Source organism: Psychrosphaera sp. F3M07 (assembly GCF_018860345.1).
Lineage (GTDB): Bacteria > Pseudomonadota > Gammaproteobacteria > Enterobacterales > Alteromonadaceae > Psychrosphaera > Psychrosphaera aquimarina.
Map to the genome: position 1 here is coordinate 137,825 of NZ_JAHKPJ010000012.1, position 16,777 is coordinate 154,601.

Here is a 16,777-nt window from a genome sequence, read left to right on the forward strand (position 1 = left end):
TATGAATGTCGTTGTTATGCAACCCTATCTTTTTCCTTACTTAGGATATTATCAGCTTCTACATGTAGCTGATACTTTTGTCATATTCGATGATGTTAATTTTATCAAAAAAGGATGGATAAATAGAAATCAGATATTATCGTCAATCGGTTCAGAGAGATTTACTTTACCGATTGAAAAAATAAGTCAAAATAAAAAAATAAATCAACACAATATACATAAGCCTGCTGAAAGTATTAAGAAGTTATTTACAACCTTAAAAACTAATTACCAAAAGGCTCCTTATATCACACAACTTGATAATCTATTTTATGATTTACAATCTTGGACTGATGGCGAGATGTTCAAATTAGAAGCTGACAAGGCAAACTATGGGCATGTTAAAGGCACAGATCTAACATCCTTTTTACACCAAAGTATTTTGTTATTAACTAAATATTTGAGCTTGAATACAAAAATTATTTTATCATCAAGTATAAAGAACGATGCGGGACTGACTTCGGAAGCTAGGATAATTGATATTTGCAAACAATTAAACGCGACACGTTATATTAATCCTCCAAATGCTGAGAAGTTAGAGTTATACACACCTAATAATTTTAACAAATCTGGCATTGAGCTGAATTATATCCAACCTGAGTTAGTCGAATATGAACAGTTTAACAGCAGCACATTCGTAAACTATTTATCAATATTAGACCTTATCGCTAACCTACCGTTCACTGAAATACAGAATAGAGTTGCAAATTATAATTTAAGGCTGGCCACAAAATAATGTATATGTCTTGTCGTTCCAGCCACCGTTTCTAATAATTCGCCATGATGTAATAACGTAAACTCGGCCAATTCATTATTGATTAATTCTTTATCAAATATTTGAACTCGACATTCCTGCCTAAAGCCTAAAAAGTCATTTTTTATTTTAAAGACATGATTAGGAAGTTCTGCAGAGCCGTCAAAAATACTGTGTTGACGGCCTAATAATGAAAAAACAAATCGACCACCTGGCTTTAATACTCTTGCCACTTCTGCAAAATTATCATGCAGTGTAGTTTGGTCTTGATCTAAATAATAAATTGAGTTGCAAGCTAAAACATAGTCAAACTGTTTATCCGAGGCAGGTATATTGTTTGCTACCCCCATTAAAAAGTGTTGTTCAGGAAAGCGAGTCTTCAATAAATTCACTTGCTCTTCTGATACTTCTAGCCCTGTCACAGCAAAACCATTATTAACTAAAAATGGAATACTACGTCCGTGTCCACACCCCAAATCTAAAATAGTTTTGCCAATATAATTATCATTTAAAAACTCGACAGGTGATTTTGACAAAAAGACACGAGTAACAAAGTTTTCTGGATAGAAATTATTCGTCTTAGATAACGAGGCATAGTATTCTTTCCATTGAGTCGAAGCCGATAAACGTTGAGTCATTAAACTAACACCACATAACTTTGTTGGGGTGAAATTGGGCTGCGTATTATTTCATATTCACGTCCTTGAAACACTTCCCTTAATGCTAAAGTCTCACCAGGGAAGTCGGTATAACATAATTCATCAAACGCGAAGATTGTATTTTTGTGACAATAAGGTAACAGCTGCTCCAAACAAAACTTAGTTGGCTCGTATAAATCTAAGTCAAAATATACCAGTGATAAAATAGTCTCCGGGTGTCTGCTTAGATAGTCTGGTAACGTTTGACTAACATCACCTTTGACTAATTCAAATTTTTTCACATTAGCTTTAGGGTTCAAAGACTCTTGAATATGAAGATGTTGTTCTAGTACTTTTTCATAATTAGTTGGTACTGAATAATTTCCAACTTGAGACTTTTCAGTACTGCCATCTTTATCAGACACTGACGGGAAACCAGAGAAAGTGTCAAAACCAATTATTTTCCTGCTGGTATTAAATGGTTCATACATAGAGCGTAAACAAGACATCAAATTTAAAGTCTGCCCCCAACGAACGCCAAACTCCATTATTACCCCATGATTATTTAATATATTTTTGTATAAATCTGAGAAAAACAAAATTCTTGCTAAAGAACTGCGATTTAAAAACAAACCCATGTTAGCTAAAATTTCGTTGTCCGGGATGGGGCTATCATGAAGCTGTTTGACTAATGCTTGATAAGACTCTACTTCACCATTGTTTAAATGATGTTGAAAATTGAATTCCTTGCTCATCGTTACTTCCTATATCTTAAAAGGGTTAATACCGTAATTAAAACGTTAATTTACGAGATCTTGGTGTGCTGATTCAAAAAATCTAGGATACTTTGTTCTTGCCATATAAAAATCACGCGCCATTAATTCTTTATCATTCGCAGGGGCATATCGACCGTTTGCTACCCAACGGTATTTTTCTGATTTGTTTATACCACTAGCGTGTAATAATAAAGTATTGAACAAAATACATTCACCTTTTTTGATCACACCGGCGTCTGTTTGATTAAGCACTAGTTGTTCAAATTCATCATTTTTTACGATCCTAATCCTGTTAGGATTATTGGCTTCCACCTCAGTTTCTTTATGAATAGCATGTATCTTATTATGGCTTTTAGGGACGAATTTTAAAGGCCCCATATCATGCTCAACATCTCTCAAGGCTATCCAGAAAGTAACCGCATTGGTACTTATAACATTATATTGATAGTCTTGGTGCCATTCAAAGTGGCTTACCTTTGTACTTTCCCCGTCAATTCGAAATAACGACCAGTCAAATGGGGAAAGTAAATATTTTTCACCCAATAAATGGCCAATCACCGAGTGAAGGTTTTGATTAGATATTAGGCTCTGAAAACTAGGTAAATCCTTTGCTATACGTAAAGCAATATCTGCTGACTTAACATTATTTTTACATAACAAGTTAAATGCTTCATCCGGATCATTAGGTAAATTTGTTGTATTGGACCAATCACTAATAACAGCCAGTAGATCTTGAATTGGTTGCTCTAATTGAGCTTCATTAAAAAGTCCTGAGACTTTTACAATCCCTTGATCAACAAATTCACTTTTAATTTCAATAATTTTATCGGAGTCAGCAAAATCCGAGAGTTTAAAACAACCAATATTCAAAATCGTTACCTAATCTTGTTTAATGAAATAACCACTTGGCGTAGCAGAAAAAGGAAACTTTTTAAAAACTGGTGCAATGCCTTTTTCTTTAAAGAACTCATCTACCGCTGAGGTTTCTCCCTGCCAAGGGACTAACCCATATTCATCAAATATAATCACACCACCAGTACAAACTTTATCATACAGCTCATTTAAACAATATTTAGTCACATTGTATAAATCGACATCCATATGTAATAGTGAAATCTTTAAACCTGGTTGTTGCTCTAAAAATTTAGGTAAGGTGTCAAAAATATCACCATCAACGATTTTAACCCTATCGATATTGGGCGGCATGGTGTCTTCATTAAATAATTCAACTAATGTTTTTGCTAATGCTTCAGGTGCTTGCCAACCTCCAACTTCGTTCCCTACAGTACTGCCTTGTTCTGGTTGACCGTCTTTTTCAGAAAAATCTTGCAGCCCTTGGAAATGATCAAAGCCATAGACAAATCGAGTTCTATCCCCTGGACAAAATGTCTCCATTAAATTAGCCCAAGTAATTAAACTTACCCCTTTAGACACGCCCATCTCAAGTACGCATCCTGGTAAATCAATTACATGTTTAAACAATTCATAATGAGCCAAAAAGCGAGGCAGTTCTCTACGTCTTAGAAATGCAGGGAAGTTTTTTAGTACATCCTCTAACGATAAATCGTGTTCTTTGGTTAAACGCTCTAAAACGTCCCATCGACGTTGATCTCTGCCTTTATAATTAAACTGTTGCTTTTCCATTTTTTTCCCGATTCTTGTTTGAGTTGGTTATATGTAGTGTAATTTTATATACCTTGCCATACATCTTCTATATCACCTCTAGTTACAAGTACCTGATCAACTTTCTCAAGGTTATGTAACATTGCTTGTTTATTCGCTTTTAAATACTCGTATAGCGCACTGTTATAAAAATGCTCATCAAAGTGATTTTTATTATTTGATTTATATACACTTTGTATTCCAACTTTTATATTTTGTTTGATGACTCTACGTTTAAACCAGTAGAAGTCATTGTCTTTATCCAGCTCGTGCCAAAATAAACGGTGAGTTTCACTCATACCTAACATGCTTAAACCTATTGAGTTTTTAGCGTTTTGTTTTGAGATTACCTCACACACTTGCATTGATTCGCTTGTGTTTTTGCGGTGAGATTCCCCCTCTAGGTCTAAAAACGAAAAGCTTTTTTTCAATAAGGTGTAATTAGGCACGTTATTGGTAAATACAAATTCGATTGTCGTTTTATCTGATTGAGTTTCAGCAATTTGTTTTAACATAACATTAGGGAGTAATGCATCGAGAAAATTAAACTCACGATACATATAAACTTCATTTAAAAAACACTTAAAATTAAAACTATAGCCGTGATTAACGTATTCTTTATACATTGAATAAACAGCACGTTTTATATTTCTAAAAATTAATACACACTTTTTTCTTTCAGGAAATAATAAATTCAAACGTCGCAATTTTTCATAGGCATCAAGTTCGTTCGTTAACCCTTTCATTGCAATATTCTCACTTGAAACAAAATAATCAAGTTGCTGTTGTTCAGCTAACACTAACTGTGAACCAACATAATCTTGGTACTGTTGAAACATTTCGTTAAAGTGGAATCGATTTTGATAACGTAAACCGACGTTGAGCAGTTTGCTTTCTAATTCAGATTTATACCAAGATTTATGATCCGCGTTTGGTCGAAAACCACTGTATATAAGTTGTTCTGACAATTCATATTTAGATGCACAATGCTGAATTGAGGTTGAATATGATTTAGGATTCCCTAAATGCACAACTATAGAAGTGGCCATTTATCCTCCATTAACTCATTTAGCCGATTGGTAGATACGTTTTTTTGTAACCGGTTAGTCACAACAAACTTTATTCGACGAAAATGGACTGGAGCCGCCCCCATACCGAGCTTAAAGCGCGCTAGACTATCATTTTCACTAATACCTCCACCTAATGATAAATAGCCGCTTGACTGAGAAGATAAATAGTTATACAAAAAATAGATAATAGCTCGACTGTAATCATAGACGCCTGGATCATGTGCCATAAAGGTGTAATCAAACCCACCACTAACACGGCTAACAACACAACCAGCAACCACTCTACTCTGATGTTTCAATAGAAATAGTTGCCAATTTTCATCTGTAAATAGCTGATGCCATTGCTGTTCAGAGAACTGATAAGACTCCGAAAATGCACTCCTTTTCGAGGTTTGACTATAGAGTTTACAAAATGCTGCTATATCGGCTACGTTTTTTGTATTTATTAATTCAAACTGGCCTTGGTATCGAATGATTTTTTTTATCCGAGAGCGAGAGTCACGCTTTAGGCTAGAAAGCCAGCTATCTAGGTCTAGACCAAGCTCCATTTGATAATTTGTCCGGCTTTCCTGTTTAATATATCCGAATGATGTTGCCAATATAGGTCTGTTAGCATTAATACCATCGACTACCTTTCGAGTTTGAATAAACCCTCCAGCTAACGCAGAGTATTTCTGGCATAACTGCTCCGTATCTGCAACCTCATCATATTGAGTTGCTCCCGATAAACAAATTGGCGTAAAACAGACCAAAGATTTTGGTTTGTATAGAGGTGCAACGCTATCTCTTAAATAAAGAGGATAACTTGTTTCGTCTAAAGTATTAAACAGCTGTGCTGGCTTAGGTGCGAGCCCTTGACTAAAATTAATAAATGCTTTAGTTGCGAATCCACTCACGAAATTATCCATTAAGTATGAAAAACTAACCATTCACTGCCGTCCGCAAATGCATGTTTGACTATTCCCATATGCATATTATTTAGGCGACGTTTTATCCAAGTTGGCAGTAACAAGTAGTTTTCCTGTTCAGTTTGAAACCGATAGCCATTTTTAACAGCGATATCAGGTTTAAATCCCAATATAATAACTGCAATCCCAACATCCATTTTTTCCATATTCCGTTCAAGTGTTGTCAATTCTGTCAGTGAAAGGGATGCTAACCAATCGTAATGGATAATAAGGCAATCGGAATCAAGGCAATCTAGCTCTAGTAGCTCAGTACCTATAGTAAAGTGTTCTAACTCGTAATGGCTTAAGATCTTTTTAGCCATAACATAATGTTTAGGCCTAGTTTCAATACCACGCCAATTTTGAGCCTTCAGAGAATGTAAATATTCATGCCCATAAGGAAAATAGCTAGAACCTAATTCAAGTATATTTAAAGCCCGATTTGTAGTTGTTTGAAAATCAACACTAAATTGTGCAGCGTAAGTAAAATAATCTTTTATTTTTTTATCTGGCCTAATACCAGCTTCTACAGCAAAGTCTAAAATAGTTAATAATTCAGGTTGATATCCTGCTGGAATTTTCATAAATTTTCTTCTTCAGCTTGATAGATCATCTTGCCGTTAACTCTTCCTAAAGCCTCTAATTTGTAAGCTCTCGTATTTGATGTTTTAGTTGAATCTAATTCATAAGTAGGATAGATAATCCTCATAAACCCAGTTTGCTGGCCAGAGATTTGAATGTTCTTTACTTGGTGGATATTGCCATAACGCCATAAAACTAAATCTCCTCGCATTATACCAAGCGCTGCGAGGTTAGTTTCTTCTCCTTGATTATTCTCTAATACAAAGCCACCACCATCATAATCCGTTTCATGTTCAGATAAAAACAAAGTTGCTTGTATTCTACTAGGGTCAAATTCATGACTCCCCCCAGCATCTTTTCGCTCTTGCTCGATAAAGTCACCATGAGGGTAAACGATTTGTTCCGGCGAGACATGGTTGCAAACTCGATATTGCAAGTTATGACCCTCAATACCAAAAAGTCCATGATAATTTGGTAACCCTTCCACAATATTTCTGATTTGCTGTATTTCTAAAGCAAGTTCATGAGTTTGCTGACAGAGAGGTTCATTCCATAAAAAGCAGCAATAAGTTCGATCTAATTTTGATGGTTTTTTATAAAAGTAATTAGGGCTACCTACTTTCACCGACCTGTTTGGAATAAAGTCGTAAAAACTTTGATCAATAGCAGTGTTTAACCAAAATGACCTAAGCTTATTAACAGTATTTTCAGTTATAAAGTTTTTTAATACAAAATAGCCAGGGCCAGAACTATGGTATATATCGTGACGAATAGACTTAATATTCAAATTAGAGTTTAAAATTGAATTTATCATCTTTTCACCACTAAACCTTGACCACTAGGTAATTCTAAAACAAATTGACCTCGTTCCTCGAACCATTTATCTTCGTTTTCTTTTTGTGCTTTAAACTCATAAAAGCCATAATCATCTAGAATAACCACTGCACCAATAGGCATTTTGGGCCACAAAATCTCTAGAGCTCCAGTTTCAGCTAAATATGAATTCATGTCTAAATGCAAAAAAATTACTCTCTCAGGAACAGTAACATCGAAGATATCTGGTACTACGCCTTTACAGATATTTACATTTTGATAATTTGAAAAACGCTCTTGTACAAATTCATATAACTGTGGCTTATTATGTTCAGCTTTATCTATTGGTGAGCCGTCACTGTACTTCTCGCAGATTCCTTCAAAGGTATCAAATAACCAAAACTTTTTATTTAATGAGTCAATGTCAAAGTATCTACATAAAAAATCAGATTTAAATCCACGAAATACACCACATTCTACTAAATCGCCTTGTAAATGCATTACTGACTTTACTGCCCAAACTAATGTATGAATTCGCCATGCCATTCCCTGATATATAGGAGCTTTCGCAATTTCTTTAAAAACACGAGTAAATTTTTCATCGTCAAAAAAACCCATTGCCCGGTCCGCTACAAACAATTTATCTCCGATAAAATGTCGAGAATAATTTTCCTTCAAAATATCTGTAGCTAGATTTAATAAGTTATTTTTTTCTAAATTTGTAGATGAAAACAGCATAATTATTTTTACCTTAATTAACCTTGAGAGCGTTTATAAAACCTATTTTCATCCGTTTGATAAAACTCTTCTAAAGATACAGGCACCATCGCGTTATACCCTAAGACTTGAGCTAACTGTGGTGTTAATGTTTTCCCAAAATCAATGCCAAGTGCCCTTGGATAGTCCAATTGTTGCTTGATGTAAGGTTTTGAAAAAAATGGGGTAATAATGTATCGATCGGTTTCCGTTAAGTTTTTACCCGCAGCATGCCACATATTCCCATCAAAAAAGATCACATCCCCTTTCTTGCCAGTAGCACGGATCGCATTGTCAAAAAACTCTTTTTCTTCTGGTTTATTTGGAGAGTTTTGGGAACCTTCTAACATCCAAGTTGCACCATTCTCTTCAGTAGAATCACTCAATAAGATTATTGCATTTAACCACAACTTATTTGAACCAGAAAAACTACGAATGTCTCGATGGATGTTTTGGGTATAAGTTTTATTTACTTTTGTAATTCGACTAACGCCCATCGTATTCAAAATATATGCGCCATTAAAATACTCTGTTAGAAATTTCCCAAGTATTGGGTTTTCTAATAGTGTTAACATTTTCCTGCAAATTACAAAACTATGGTGAGTCGCATTTTCAACTAAATGTGCAATGCCTTTTTGTTTTTGAATATTCACAAAATGGTGTTCATTAGTTAAATATTCATCCAAAATTTCATCGACCAATTGAGTAGAAAAAACATCGTCAAACTTTACCCACCCTCTATGAGTTAAGGTATCCAAGTAATTAGTCATTATTCGCCTCTAAAATATACTGATAAATACCATCAGATAATTCTGTGCTCAGACTGCTATGCTCAGCTGTGTTAAATTTCTCATTTAAACACGCACCTTTCATATTAAGAATTTCATCTTTTAGCATAGCTTCATCATTCACCCAACTTGTAGCCTTGTCAACAAGCGTATCCACTGAGCTACATAGACCAGATAGATAATCCAAACTACCCCAAATATCCATATCGGTAAGACCACAAACATCACTCTTATCTAGAATAAATAGTTTAGGTTTATTTAAACGAACCAGATCAACATTACTATTAGTTCCACCAAAAGGAAAAGTTGCGATCGCAAAGTCACAGTCATTCAAAACGCTCATGTAGCGGTTATAACTTAAAAATGGATGTATTTCAGAATTTGGTAAAAATCGTCTGAGTAAAGAACTAGCAGAAAAGAATTCGATGTCTTGTTTAGGATGAGCCATAAAAAAGTGAAATTTAACACTTTTATTAGAATTTTCGGTAATTTTTGTACAAGCAGCTATCACTTCATGAGATATCTTTTGGATGACGCCATTAACAACTATATTCACTATTTCTTTATTGATATGAGTGGGGGTTAAATTAATTGGTGTTTCTTTCCTAAATAAGCCTTTTCGTTTACCAGGCATCCACTTTTCAGAAATAATAGATTCCATAACTTTTTCACTTATTCCGATATCCAAGCAATGAAAATAATCTATGTTAGGGATGAAAGTACTTGCGGGATGACCGGCAGAAGCTATTTGAATTGGTGCTAAGCGTAACGTCGCAATCAAAGGAACATAAATAGTCATGCCAACTGAAGGATAAAAGACAACATCTGGTTTTACTTTCAGAATTTTCTTTACCATCGAATTTAAGTCTAGCTTTTCAGCTTCAGGAATTACGATAACATCATCAAAATCTTCCTGACCTAGACTATCAAATTGACTATCGATTCCCATTCCAACAACGTGAAATTTTTCACGTAAGACGGCGATTCTTGGATGGTGCCCTCGATACATAGCATGGTTGTAATGATAAAACTCGTGGAAAACTAAAATAGTTGGTTTATTGGTGTCTGGCCTAGCTTTAACATCATTTTTTATTCGCTTTTTAAGACCAGGTGTAAGATATTCCTGCATAAAACTTTCAAAGCAACGCACTATCCACTTTTTTATTTCATACTTTTCAGGATGAGCCAGGTTACTGCAATTAAAAAATGTAGCGATAAGTGGTGATAAATTTTCAGGATCTTTTGTATGAACTATAGGTGCGTGTTTAGCACCTTCAATTAACTGTCCAATATTACGTTGGCACCGATTGCTCATTTGAATACTAATTGAACGTATTTGTCCTGAAAATGATAACACTGTCAGGTCGGGAATATGTTTAAATAATTGTGCCCATGGCACATCAATAGCAGTTTCTACAGTGATAACGAACAACAAACGACGTAATTGCTCGGGTGTATAATCAGTTTTATTAATTAATGCCAAATTAGTTAAAATATGATCTGTAGAATGGTATGAACTCGCTGTAAATAAGTTGTTTATGAATGACTTTTGTAAACAGATAAATGCATAAGTTTCCTTGCTAGGGGTATAACTCCAATCAGAAAACCAAGTGGTAATTAACGTCGCTAATTTTTCTATAACCTGATAGCTTTCTAACACCTTTTGTTCTTTAGTTAACGCTCGATTAAATGGTGCAGCAGTAAGTTCGACTTTATCTTCTGTATAAACCGTCGTTAAATAAATAAGAATCCTCTCAGCTTCAGCAAAGTTTTTAGCGACGATAGCGTATTCTAATTCTTGGATGGTCATTGTACTGTTGTCAGCTTTCACTATAATTTTTCCATAAAAAAACAGGCTTATGCCTGCTTTTATACAATAGTTATACCAAGAGTAAAGTTATTATTGATCTGAGATTTGATCCCAACCATCTTTAATTGTTTTTATTAAATCTACGACTTCATCTACTTTTTTATAGTCTTTTTCAATATTAGCTTGTACTAATTGAAGTTGCATATAGTCATAAAGTGCATTTAAGTTTTGAGATATTTCTCCACCTTTTTCCATATCTAATGCACAATTTAAAGCTAAGATAATATCAATCGCGTTGGATAAAGTATCATGGTATCCACCGGTTTGATTCTCCATCATGGCCGAAACTTTTATCAGACGATCAATGGCACCTGCCATGAGCAGTTGGATTACTTTATGTGGTGATGCATCGGTCAACTGTGTTTGCGCATTCATGTGGGTATACATTTTAATCGCACTACGCATAAATAATTTACCTTAATAAGAGGTCAGATATTTCTGAATTTTTTTACCGTTTGATTTTATATCGGCCAATTCTCTTTTAACTTTTGCTTTTAATTCAATTATTTTTTCTTGCCAATTTTGTTGGCGTTGCATGCATGTATTTATTAATGCTTTTTTAGTATTTTGATCCGTTTCTTGCTCAATTAACTGTTTGCATTTTTTATCGAACGATTCTAATACCTGTTGTAATTCCTCAACGTCACCAGTAGATATCGCTGTGTTAAAGGTTTTTTCTAAATCACTAAATTCAGTCATTAGTTATCTTGTCTTACTACACCTGGTAAGTTATCTAATTGAGCTTGTAAATAATCACCAGTTGAATTTAATTGTCCAACTAACAAATCCATCGTATTAAACTGTGTATACAACCTAGCTTCTAGAGCTGTCATTTTTTCAGCAAAGGTTTCTCTCTCAATCGATAATCGGTCCAATGTAGACTTATAACTATCAATTTTAGATTGAATAACACCACCACCGCCCGTATAACCAGATAATGAATCTGTTAACTTATTCATGATGCCATTGTCACCAACAAATAATGCTTTAACATCCTCGAAATTATCATTTACTTGATTGGCTAACACCGATTCATCAACTTCTAACAAGCCTTCTCGATTCGATGTAATCCCCAAACTGGCTAAACTATTTACTCCTCCTTGGGAATCGATAGTTTCACTTAACACATTTCGGACTTGTGAGGTTAATGTTCTGAGTATCGATTCACCAACTAAGGGTCCAACAATACCAGAGTCCGTATTTACACGGCCAAGAGTAACCGAGGTTTCAAGAAAGGTATTATAAGCCGCTGCGAAATCAGCCAGAGCAGAGCCAACTTGTGAAGTGTCTTGAGATACGGATATCGTATTTGTATCGTTCTCGTCATTAACTTTTTTCGCAATGATAGTGACGCCTTCTATGGCGTCTTTAAATACGTTACTACTTTGCGTTACTGTTAAAGCGCCATCGATAACGATAACAGCATCTGATGCGGCTTGCGTTTGATTCATATTATTGCCAACTGGCGCTGGTGAATCAGGATCTGCATTAGGATCTAAAAACGAAAATGCCGATAAACCTAATGAGTCGGTATTATCCGCATCGTCATCAATCACCGAAATTGAAATCGCGTTGTCTTTACCTACTTCTCTAGAATTTAAAATTAAATGTTGACCGTCATCATCGGTAATAATTGAAGCGTATAACCCCGGATTATCTTGCGCATCATTAATCATGTCTTTCATGTCTGACAGTGTCTCAGTACCATCAAACGTTAGTTCCATATCAACACCGTTGACATCGATCGTCATTGTACCTGAACCGACAAAATCATCCGAAGCGTACCCTTGAGAGGCAAGTTTTTGCCCTTGAGCTAGAGATTTTACTTCTACAGAATAACTTCCTGCGACGGCAGTAGAATCCACCGATGTTGTAAAGTAGTCGTTGGAGCCAGTAATTTTATTTACTTCAAATAAAGAACTAGAGTTTAATTTTGCAGCAGCATCTTCAAATGCAGCAGCTGCACTTACAAGACTACCAAGAGCGGTAATTTTATTAGTTGTTGTGTCTTCTTGATCTTTAATTCGAGCTTCAAAAGGAACTTGTTCAGCTTGAACTAAGCCTGTAACAATACCTGTTACATCTAAGCCAGAGCCGATACCAGGGGATGATATAGTTGCCATTTTAAGTACCTCAAATTATAACGTTAAACACTCCGGCTAAACTTCAGTAACGATAATTTTACCAGAACGATTTGCTGTATCTGCTAGATCAGATAAGTTTCTAGCTAGACGTAATACTTCTTCCGAAGGTATTTGACGAATGACGTCACCACTCAGTTTATCAGAAACAGTCACTACGTGACGACCTGAATCATCATCTACTCGAAACTGTAATTGTTTGTCGATCAAATTAACAAAATCTTGCAATTTTGACGCCACTTCCTCTATGGCTTTCTGTTCTTCGGCGTCTTCTAATTCTTTAACTGCTAATCGTTTTTCCGTGTGTGCTTCTGCAATCGTTTTATCAATTTGTTTTGACTCAACTTTTACAGCTTCACTTTGATTGGTTTGAACGTCATCGTTATTCAATTTTTCAGATTTTTTGTTTACCATTTCGGATACAACCGAATTCGTAATACCTGTATTTGAAATTAAATCACTCATTCTACCATCCTCCTAAACACTAAAACCAACATCAAGGTAAACTGATATTGGTTCTAATCACTAAGGTTATTATAGCCTAGGTCAGACCTAGGCTATCGAACCTATTAACCTAACAGACTCAACGCGGCTTGTGGTAATTGGTTAGCCTGCGCTAAGATTGAAGTACCTGCTTGTTGTAAGATTTGGTTCTTAGTCAACTCAGCAGTTTCAACCGTAAAGTCAGTATCACGAATTCGTGAACGTGCTGCCGATGAATTCTCAACAATTGAACTTAAGTTGTTCACTGTTGAACTCAAACGGTTTTGTACAGCACCTAGAGTAGAACGGTTTTTGTCAATTTTAGCTAACGCGCCATCAATAATTGATATTGCTGATTGAGCACCTGCAGTCGATCTTAAATCAACACTGTCGATTGATTGCTCTTCAGCTAACGTCACACCTGCAGCAGTCGTTATTTCAGCAGCAGTAGCACTAGTTTTAAATCCAAGTGTACTATCTAGCTGAATTTGACCACGTACAGCTACAGAGTCATCCGTATTAGTTATTGCAATCCCTGTTGCCGCTGCATTCTCTGTACCATCATAGTTACGACCAGTTACTGTGATAGAACCTACATTAGCACCTGCACCTAAGTCATCCGTAAAGTCAGAAATAACGATGTCATTACCAGCTTCACTGGTTAATGCGATTGCTAAACCGGTTCCACCAGTGTTACCTGTTGATTCAAACTTAGCGCCAATACCCGTTTCAGAAGCAACTTCATTAATCTTATTAACTAATGTTTGCATATCGGTAGCAGCATCACCAGAGGCACTAAAAGAGATAGTTGCTGTAGAAGCGCCATTTGCTGGATCTCCATTTGACAACTCAAAGCTAATTCCGTCTCCAGCTTCAATGTTAGCTAGGTTTTCAATAATAGCTGACGTTCTTGCATCAGCTTTAACACCCGTTGTATTAAATTCAGCATTAATCTTAGATGCCATAGTAGCAGCACTATCAGATTGACCTATATTAATGTCGGCGTCATTTACACCAAACACTGATAAGTTCATTGAAGCCGTAGCTAAATTAAGTTGTGCTATCGCACCGGCAGCGTCAGTTGCATTAGCTGCGCCATTTTGGCCCATCACGCTACCTTGTAACATTGTACGTACACTACCTAAATCATCTGTTTGAGATGAGTTAATTGCTAAACCAATAGTTTGGCTTGCATCAGCACCTACTTGGAATTGTTGATTACCAAATGTACCATCTAATAATTTTTGACCACCAAATGTCGTAGTATCTGCTATTCTGTTTAGTTCAGATTTAAGCTGTGTTACTTCTTCATTGATTGCTTTTCTATCTACTGTTGTATTCGTGGCATTCGAAGCTTGTACAGCTAAGTCACGCATACGTTGTAATATGTTAGTCGATTCTTGTAACGCACCTTCAGCTGTTTGTGCCATAGAAATGCCGTCATTTGCATTTCTAACCGCTACATTTAAGCCGTTGATTTGTGAAGTCAATCGATTTGAGATTTGTAAACCAGCAGCATCATCTTTAGCACTGTTGATCCTAAGACCAGATGCTAAACGTTGCATTGATGTTGATAGGCCACCTGATGCGCCAGATAGTTTATTCTGAGCATTTATTGAGGCTGGATTTGAATTTACCGTTAAAGCCATGATGTTCTCCTACCCCGCGAATCGGGTTGAATTATTTTTCAGTCACTAGCTATATCGGCGCTTTATTTTGCTCCTTTAATAAATTTTATGTTTTTTTTACAAAAACTGCCGAAAGGCGGCATTTTATTGCCGCTTTTCAAACAGTTAACTGATTAATTTTTTTTACTAATTAACCACCAAGTAAGCTTAAAGCAGCTTGTGGTAACTGATTAGCCTGTGCAAGAATTGTCGTACCAGCCTGTTGTAGAATCTGGTTACGAGTTAACTCAGCTGTTTCAGTTGCAAAGTCTGTATCTCTAATTCTTGAACGAGCTGCTGATGAGTTTTCGGCAACAGAAGACAAATTATTGATTGTCGAGTTTAAACGATTTTGTACCGCACCTAACGTTGCTCGGTTACGGTCAATCTTCGCCAATGCACCATCAATTACATTAATCGCTGATTGGGCACCTTCCACTGTCGTTAAGTCAACAGTATCAATAGTAATTTCAGAGGCTCGGCTTGCCGTGGTTCCAGACCCTAATATTTCAGCTGTTGCAGAACTTGTCACACCAAAGCCAATAGTACTATCTAATTGAATTTGACCACGAACTGCAATTGAATCAGTGCCCGCTGCAGCAGAACTAACCGTAACGGCAGTACCAACGAATGAAGAATCATCATAGTTGCGACCGATAACATCAAAACTTGCCGCATTACCAGCACCTGATGCATCATCATCGGCTAATTCCGCGATAACGATATCAGTACCAGCTTCTGAAGTAAGTTTGATGGCAGGTAAAGCACCTGTTGTATCACCCGTTGATTCAAACGCTGCACCTATCCCCATAACTGCAGATTTCTCATTAATTTTATTAACAAGAAGTTGCATGTCATCAGTCAACACACCTGTAGAGGTGAAAGAGATAATCTCTGTTGCTGTTGAAGATTTAGAAGGATCGCCGTTTGAAAACTCAAAACTTACACCATCACCAGCATTTAAATTAGCAAAGTTTTCTAATACAACTGTGTTACGAGCATCAGCTTTAACACCGGTTATATTAAATTCTGCATTAATTTTAGCCGCCATTGTTGCCGCACTATCTGATTGACCTATAGCAACGGTTGAAGAATTAACACCGTCAATAATTAAGTTTTCAGAGGTCGCACCTAAGTTTAAGTTAGCGACGGCCGTTGCAGCATCAGCACCATTTGATGATACAGCACCCATTTGAGAACCTTGCAACGTTAATCGAGCACTACCTAAGTCATCTGTTTGTGCAGAGTTAAAGGCTAGACCTATCGTTTCGTTTGCTTGAGCACCCACCTGGAATTGTTGATTACCAAATGAACCGTCTAATAATTTAGAGCCACCAAAGGTAGTTGTATCTGCAATTCTATTAAGCTCTGCTTTTAACTGCACTACTTCTTCTTGGATCGCATTTCGGTCTACAGTCGAGTTAGTCGCATTTGCTGCTTGGATAGATAAGTCTCGCATACGTTGAAGTATATTTGTTGATTCTTGCAACGCACCTTCAGCCGTTTGAGCCATTGATATACCATCATTAGCATTTCGAATAGCGACGTTTAAGCCATTAATTTGAGATGTTAAACGATTTGATATTTGCAAACCTGCGGCATCATCTTTCGCACTATTTATACGAAGGCCTGAAGCCAAACGTTGCATTGAAGTTTCAAGGCCGCCTGAAGCCCCCATTAAATTACGCTGCCCGTTTAGGGAGGCAGTGTTAGTATTGACAAATAACGCCATCACACTCTCCTGATTGGTATGATTTCTATAATATGAAATCAAGCACTGAACCCTAAAAA

Annotated in this window: 18 protein-coding genes; 1 reads left to right on the top strand and 17 read right to left on the bottom strand. The window is 36.2% G+C overall.

Translation table 11 applies throughout. The features are described 5' to 3' along the window. Position 1 precedes the first annotated feature (1 nt). On the top strand, positions 2–775 hold the full coding sequence (locus KO505_RS05670; protein WP_216054482.1) for a WbqC family protein: 774 nt from the start codon (positions 2–4) through the stop codon (positions 773–775). Here the strand turns inward: KO505_RS05670 and KO505_RS05675 are convergent. From KO505_RS05675 to KO505_RS05755, 17 genes are all read right to left on the bottom strand, one after another. Then, positions 748–1,431, bottom strand: coding sequence for a class I SAM-dependent methyltransferase (locus KO505_RS05675; RefSeq protein WP_216054483.1), 684 nt, complete (start codon positions 1,429–1,431; stop codon positions 748–750). The two genes, KO505_RS05670 and KO505_RS05675, sit on opposite strands and share 28 nt — an antisense overlap. Beyond that, entirely contained in the window at positions 1,431–2,186 is a 756-nt protein-coding gene (locus tag KO505_RS05680) for a TylF/MycF/NovP-related O-methyltransferase (protein ID WP_216054484.1), read from the bottom strand. Before KO505_RS05680 ends, KO505_RS05675 begins: the two co-directional genes overlap by 1 nt. A gap of 45 nt (positions 2,187–2,231) precedes the next feature. Next, entirely contained in the window at positions 2,232–3,077 is an 846-nt protein-coding gene (locus tag KO505_RS05685; protein WP_216054485.1) for a phytanoyl-CoA dioxygenase family protein, read from the bottom strand. A 9-nt stretch (positions 3,078–3,086) separates the two neighbouring features. Next, entirely contained in the window at positions 3,087–3,851 is a 765-nt protein-coding gene (locus KO505_RS05690) for a TylF/MycF/NovP-related O-methyltransferase (RefSeq protein ID WP_216054486.1), read from the bottom strand. Between the two features lie 44 nt (positions 3,852–3,895). Beyond that, on the bottom strand, positions 3,896–4,918 hold the full coding sequence (locus KO505_RS05695) for a hypothetical protein (RefSeq protein ID WP_216054487.1): 1,023 nt from the start codon (positions 4,916–4,918) through the stop codon (positions 3,896–3,898). Beyond that, positions 4,903–5,835 carry a GNAT family N-acetyltransferase gene (locus KO505_RS17560; RefSeq protein ID WP_216054488.1) on the bottom strand — a complete coding sequence of 311 codons (933 nt, stop codon included), beginning with the start codon at positions 5,833–5,835 and terminating at the stop codon, positions 4,903–4,905. The genes KO505_RS05695 and KO505_RS17560 overlap by 16 nt, the downstream gene beginning before the upstream one ends. 11 nt (positions 5,836–5,846) lie before the next feature. After that, entirely contained in the window at positions 5,847–6,470 is a 624-nt protein-coding gene (locus KO505_RS05705; RefSeq protein WP_216054489.1) for a hypothetical protein, read from the bottom strand. After that, entirely contained in the window at positions 6,467–7,282 is an 816-nt protein-coding gene (locus KO505_RS05710; RefSeq protein WP_216054490.1) for a hypothetical protein, read from the bottom strand. The genes KO505_RS05705 and KO505_RS05710 overlap by 4 nt, the downstream gene beginning before the upstream one ends. Beyond that, a complete protein-coding gene (locus tag KO505_RS05715) occupies positions 7,279–8,019 on the bottom strand; it encodes a TylF/MycF family methyltransferase (RefSeq protein ID WP_216054491.1) in 741 nt (246 codons plus the stop codon). The genes KO505_RS05710 and KO505_RS05715 overlap by 4 nt, the downstream gene beginning before the upstream one ends. 17 nt (positions 8,020–8,036) lie before the next feature. After that, positions 8,037–8,807 carry a phytanoyl-CoA dioxygenase family protein gene (locus tag KO505_RS05720; protein ID WP_216054492.1) on the bottom strand — a complete coding sequence of 257 codons (771 nt, stop codon included), beginning with the start codon at positions 8,805–8,807 and terminating at the stop codon, positions 8,037–8,039. Further along, on the bottom strand, positions 8,800–10,656 hold the full coding sequence (locus tag KO505_RS05725) for a hypothetical protein (RefSeq protein ID WP_216054493.1): 1,857 nt from the start codon (positions 10,654–10,656) through the stop codon (positions 8,800–8,802). Before KO505_RS05725 ends, KO505_RS05720 begins: the two co-directional genes overlap by 8 nt. Positions 10,657–10,725: 69 nt before the next feature. Next, positions 10,726–11,100, bottom strand: coding sequence for a flagellar export chaperone FliS (gene fliS, locus KO505_RS05730; protein WP_216054494.1), 375 nt, complete (start codon positions 11,098–11,100; stop codon positions 10,726–10,728). A 12-nt stretch (positions 11,101–11,112) separates the two neighbouring features. Beyond that, a complete protein-coding gene (locus KO505_RS05735; protein WP_216054495.1) occupies positions 11,113–11,394 on the bottom strand; it encodes a hypothetical protein in 282 nt (93 codons plus the stop codon). Continuing rightward, the gene (gene fliD, locus KO505_RS05740) at positions 11,394–12,818 is read right to left on the bottom strand and encodes a flagellar filament capping protein FliD (protein ID WP_216054496.1); all 1,425 of its coding nucleotides are present in this window, start codon (positions 12,816–12,818) and stop codon (positions 11,394–11,396) included. Before fliD ends, KO505_RS05735 begins: the two co-directional genes overlap by 1 nt. Before the next feature lie 36 nt (positions 12,819–12,854). Beyond that, complete coding sequence (locus KO505_RS05745; RefSeq protein WP_216054497.1) at positions 12,855–13,301, bottom strand: flagellar protein FlaG; 447 nt, start codon at positions 13,299–13,301, stop codon at positions 12,855–12,857. Positions 13,302–13,405: 104 nt separating this feature from the next. Further along, complete coding sequence (locus tag KO505_RS05750) at positions 13,406–14,968, bottom strand: flagellin (protein ID WP_216054498.1); 1,563 nt, start codon at positions 14,966–14,968, stop codon at positions 13,406–13,408. Positions 14,969–15,137: 169 nt separating this feature from the next. Next, on the bottom strand, positions 15,138–16,718 hold the full coding sequence (locus KO505_RS05755; RefSeq protein WP_216054499.1) for a flagellin: 1,581 nt from the start codon (positions 16,716–16,718) through the stop codon (positions 15,138–15,140). Positions 16,719–16,777: the final 59 nt, after the last annotated feature.

Excerpts from the sequence above, each read along its gene's own strand:
- KO505_RS05670 (WP_216054482.1), top strand. The coding sequence starts at position 2 with ATGAATGTCGTTGTTATGCAACCCTATCTTTTTCCTTACTTAGGATAT.
- KO505_RS05750 (WP_216054498.1), bottom strand. The coding sequence starts at position 14,968 with ATGGCTTTAACGGTAAATTCAAATCCAGCCTCAATAAATGCTCAGAAT.
- KO505_RS05705 (WP_216054489.1), bottom strand. The coding sequence starts at position 6,470 with ATGAAAATTCCAGCAGGATATCAACCTGAATTATTAACTATTTTAGAC.
- KO505_RS05745 (WP_216054497.1), bottom strand. The coding sequence starts at position 13,301 with ATGAGTGATTTAATTTCAAATACAGGTATTACGAATTCGGTTGTATCC.
- KO505_RS05710 (WP_216054490.1), bottom strand. The coding sequence starts at position 7,282 with ATGATAAATTCAATTTTAAACTCTAATTTGAATATTAAGTCTATTCGT.
- fliS (WP_216054494.1), bottom strand. The coding sequence starts at position 11,100 with ATGCGTAGTGCGATTAAAATGTATACCCACATGAATGCGCAAACACAG.
- KO505_RS05680 (WP_216054484.1), bottom strand. The coding sequence starts at position 2,186 with ATGAGCAAGGAATTCAATTTTCAACATCATTTAAACAATGGTGAAGTA.
- KO505_RS05675 (WP_216054483.1), bottom strand. The coding sequence starts at position 1,431 with ATGACTCAACGTTTATCGGCTTCGACTCAATGGAAAGAATACTATGCC.
- KO505_RS05690 (WP_216054486.1), bottom strand. The coding sequence starts at position 3,851 with ATGGAAAAGCAACAGTTTAATTATAAAGGCAGAGATCAACGTCGATGG.
- fliD (WP_216054496.1), bottom strand. The coding sequence starts at position 12,818 with ATGGCAACTATATCATCCCCTGGTATCGGCTCTGGCTTAGATGTAACA.
- KO505_RS05695 (WP_216054487.1), bottom strand. The coding sequence starts at position 4,918 with ATGGCCACTTCTATAGTTGTGCATTTAGGGAATCCTAAATCATATTCA.
- KO505_RS05715 (WP_216054491.1), bottom strand. The coding sequence starts at position 8,019 with ATGCTGTTTTCATCTACAAATTTAGAAAAAAATAACTTATTAAATCTA.
- KO505_RS05720 (WP_216054492.1), bottom strand. The coding sequence starts at position 8,807 with ATGACTAATTACTTGGATACCTTAACTCATAGAGGGTGGGTAAAGTTT.
- KO505_RS05735 (WP_216054495.1), bottom strand. The coding sequence starts at position 11,394 with ATGACTGAATTTAGTGATTTAGAAAAAACCTTTAACACAGCGATATCT.
- KO505_RS05755 (WP_216054499.1), bottom strand. The coding sequence starts at position 16,718 with ATGGCGTTATTTGTCAATACTAACACTGCCTCCCTAAACGGGCAGCGT.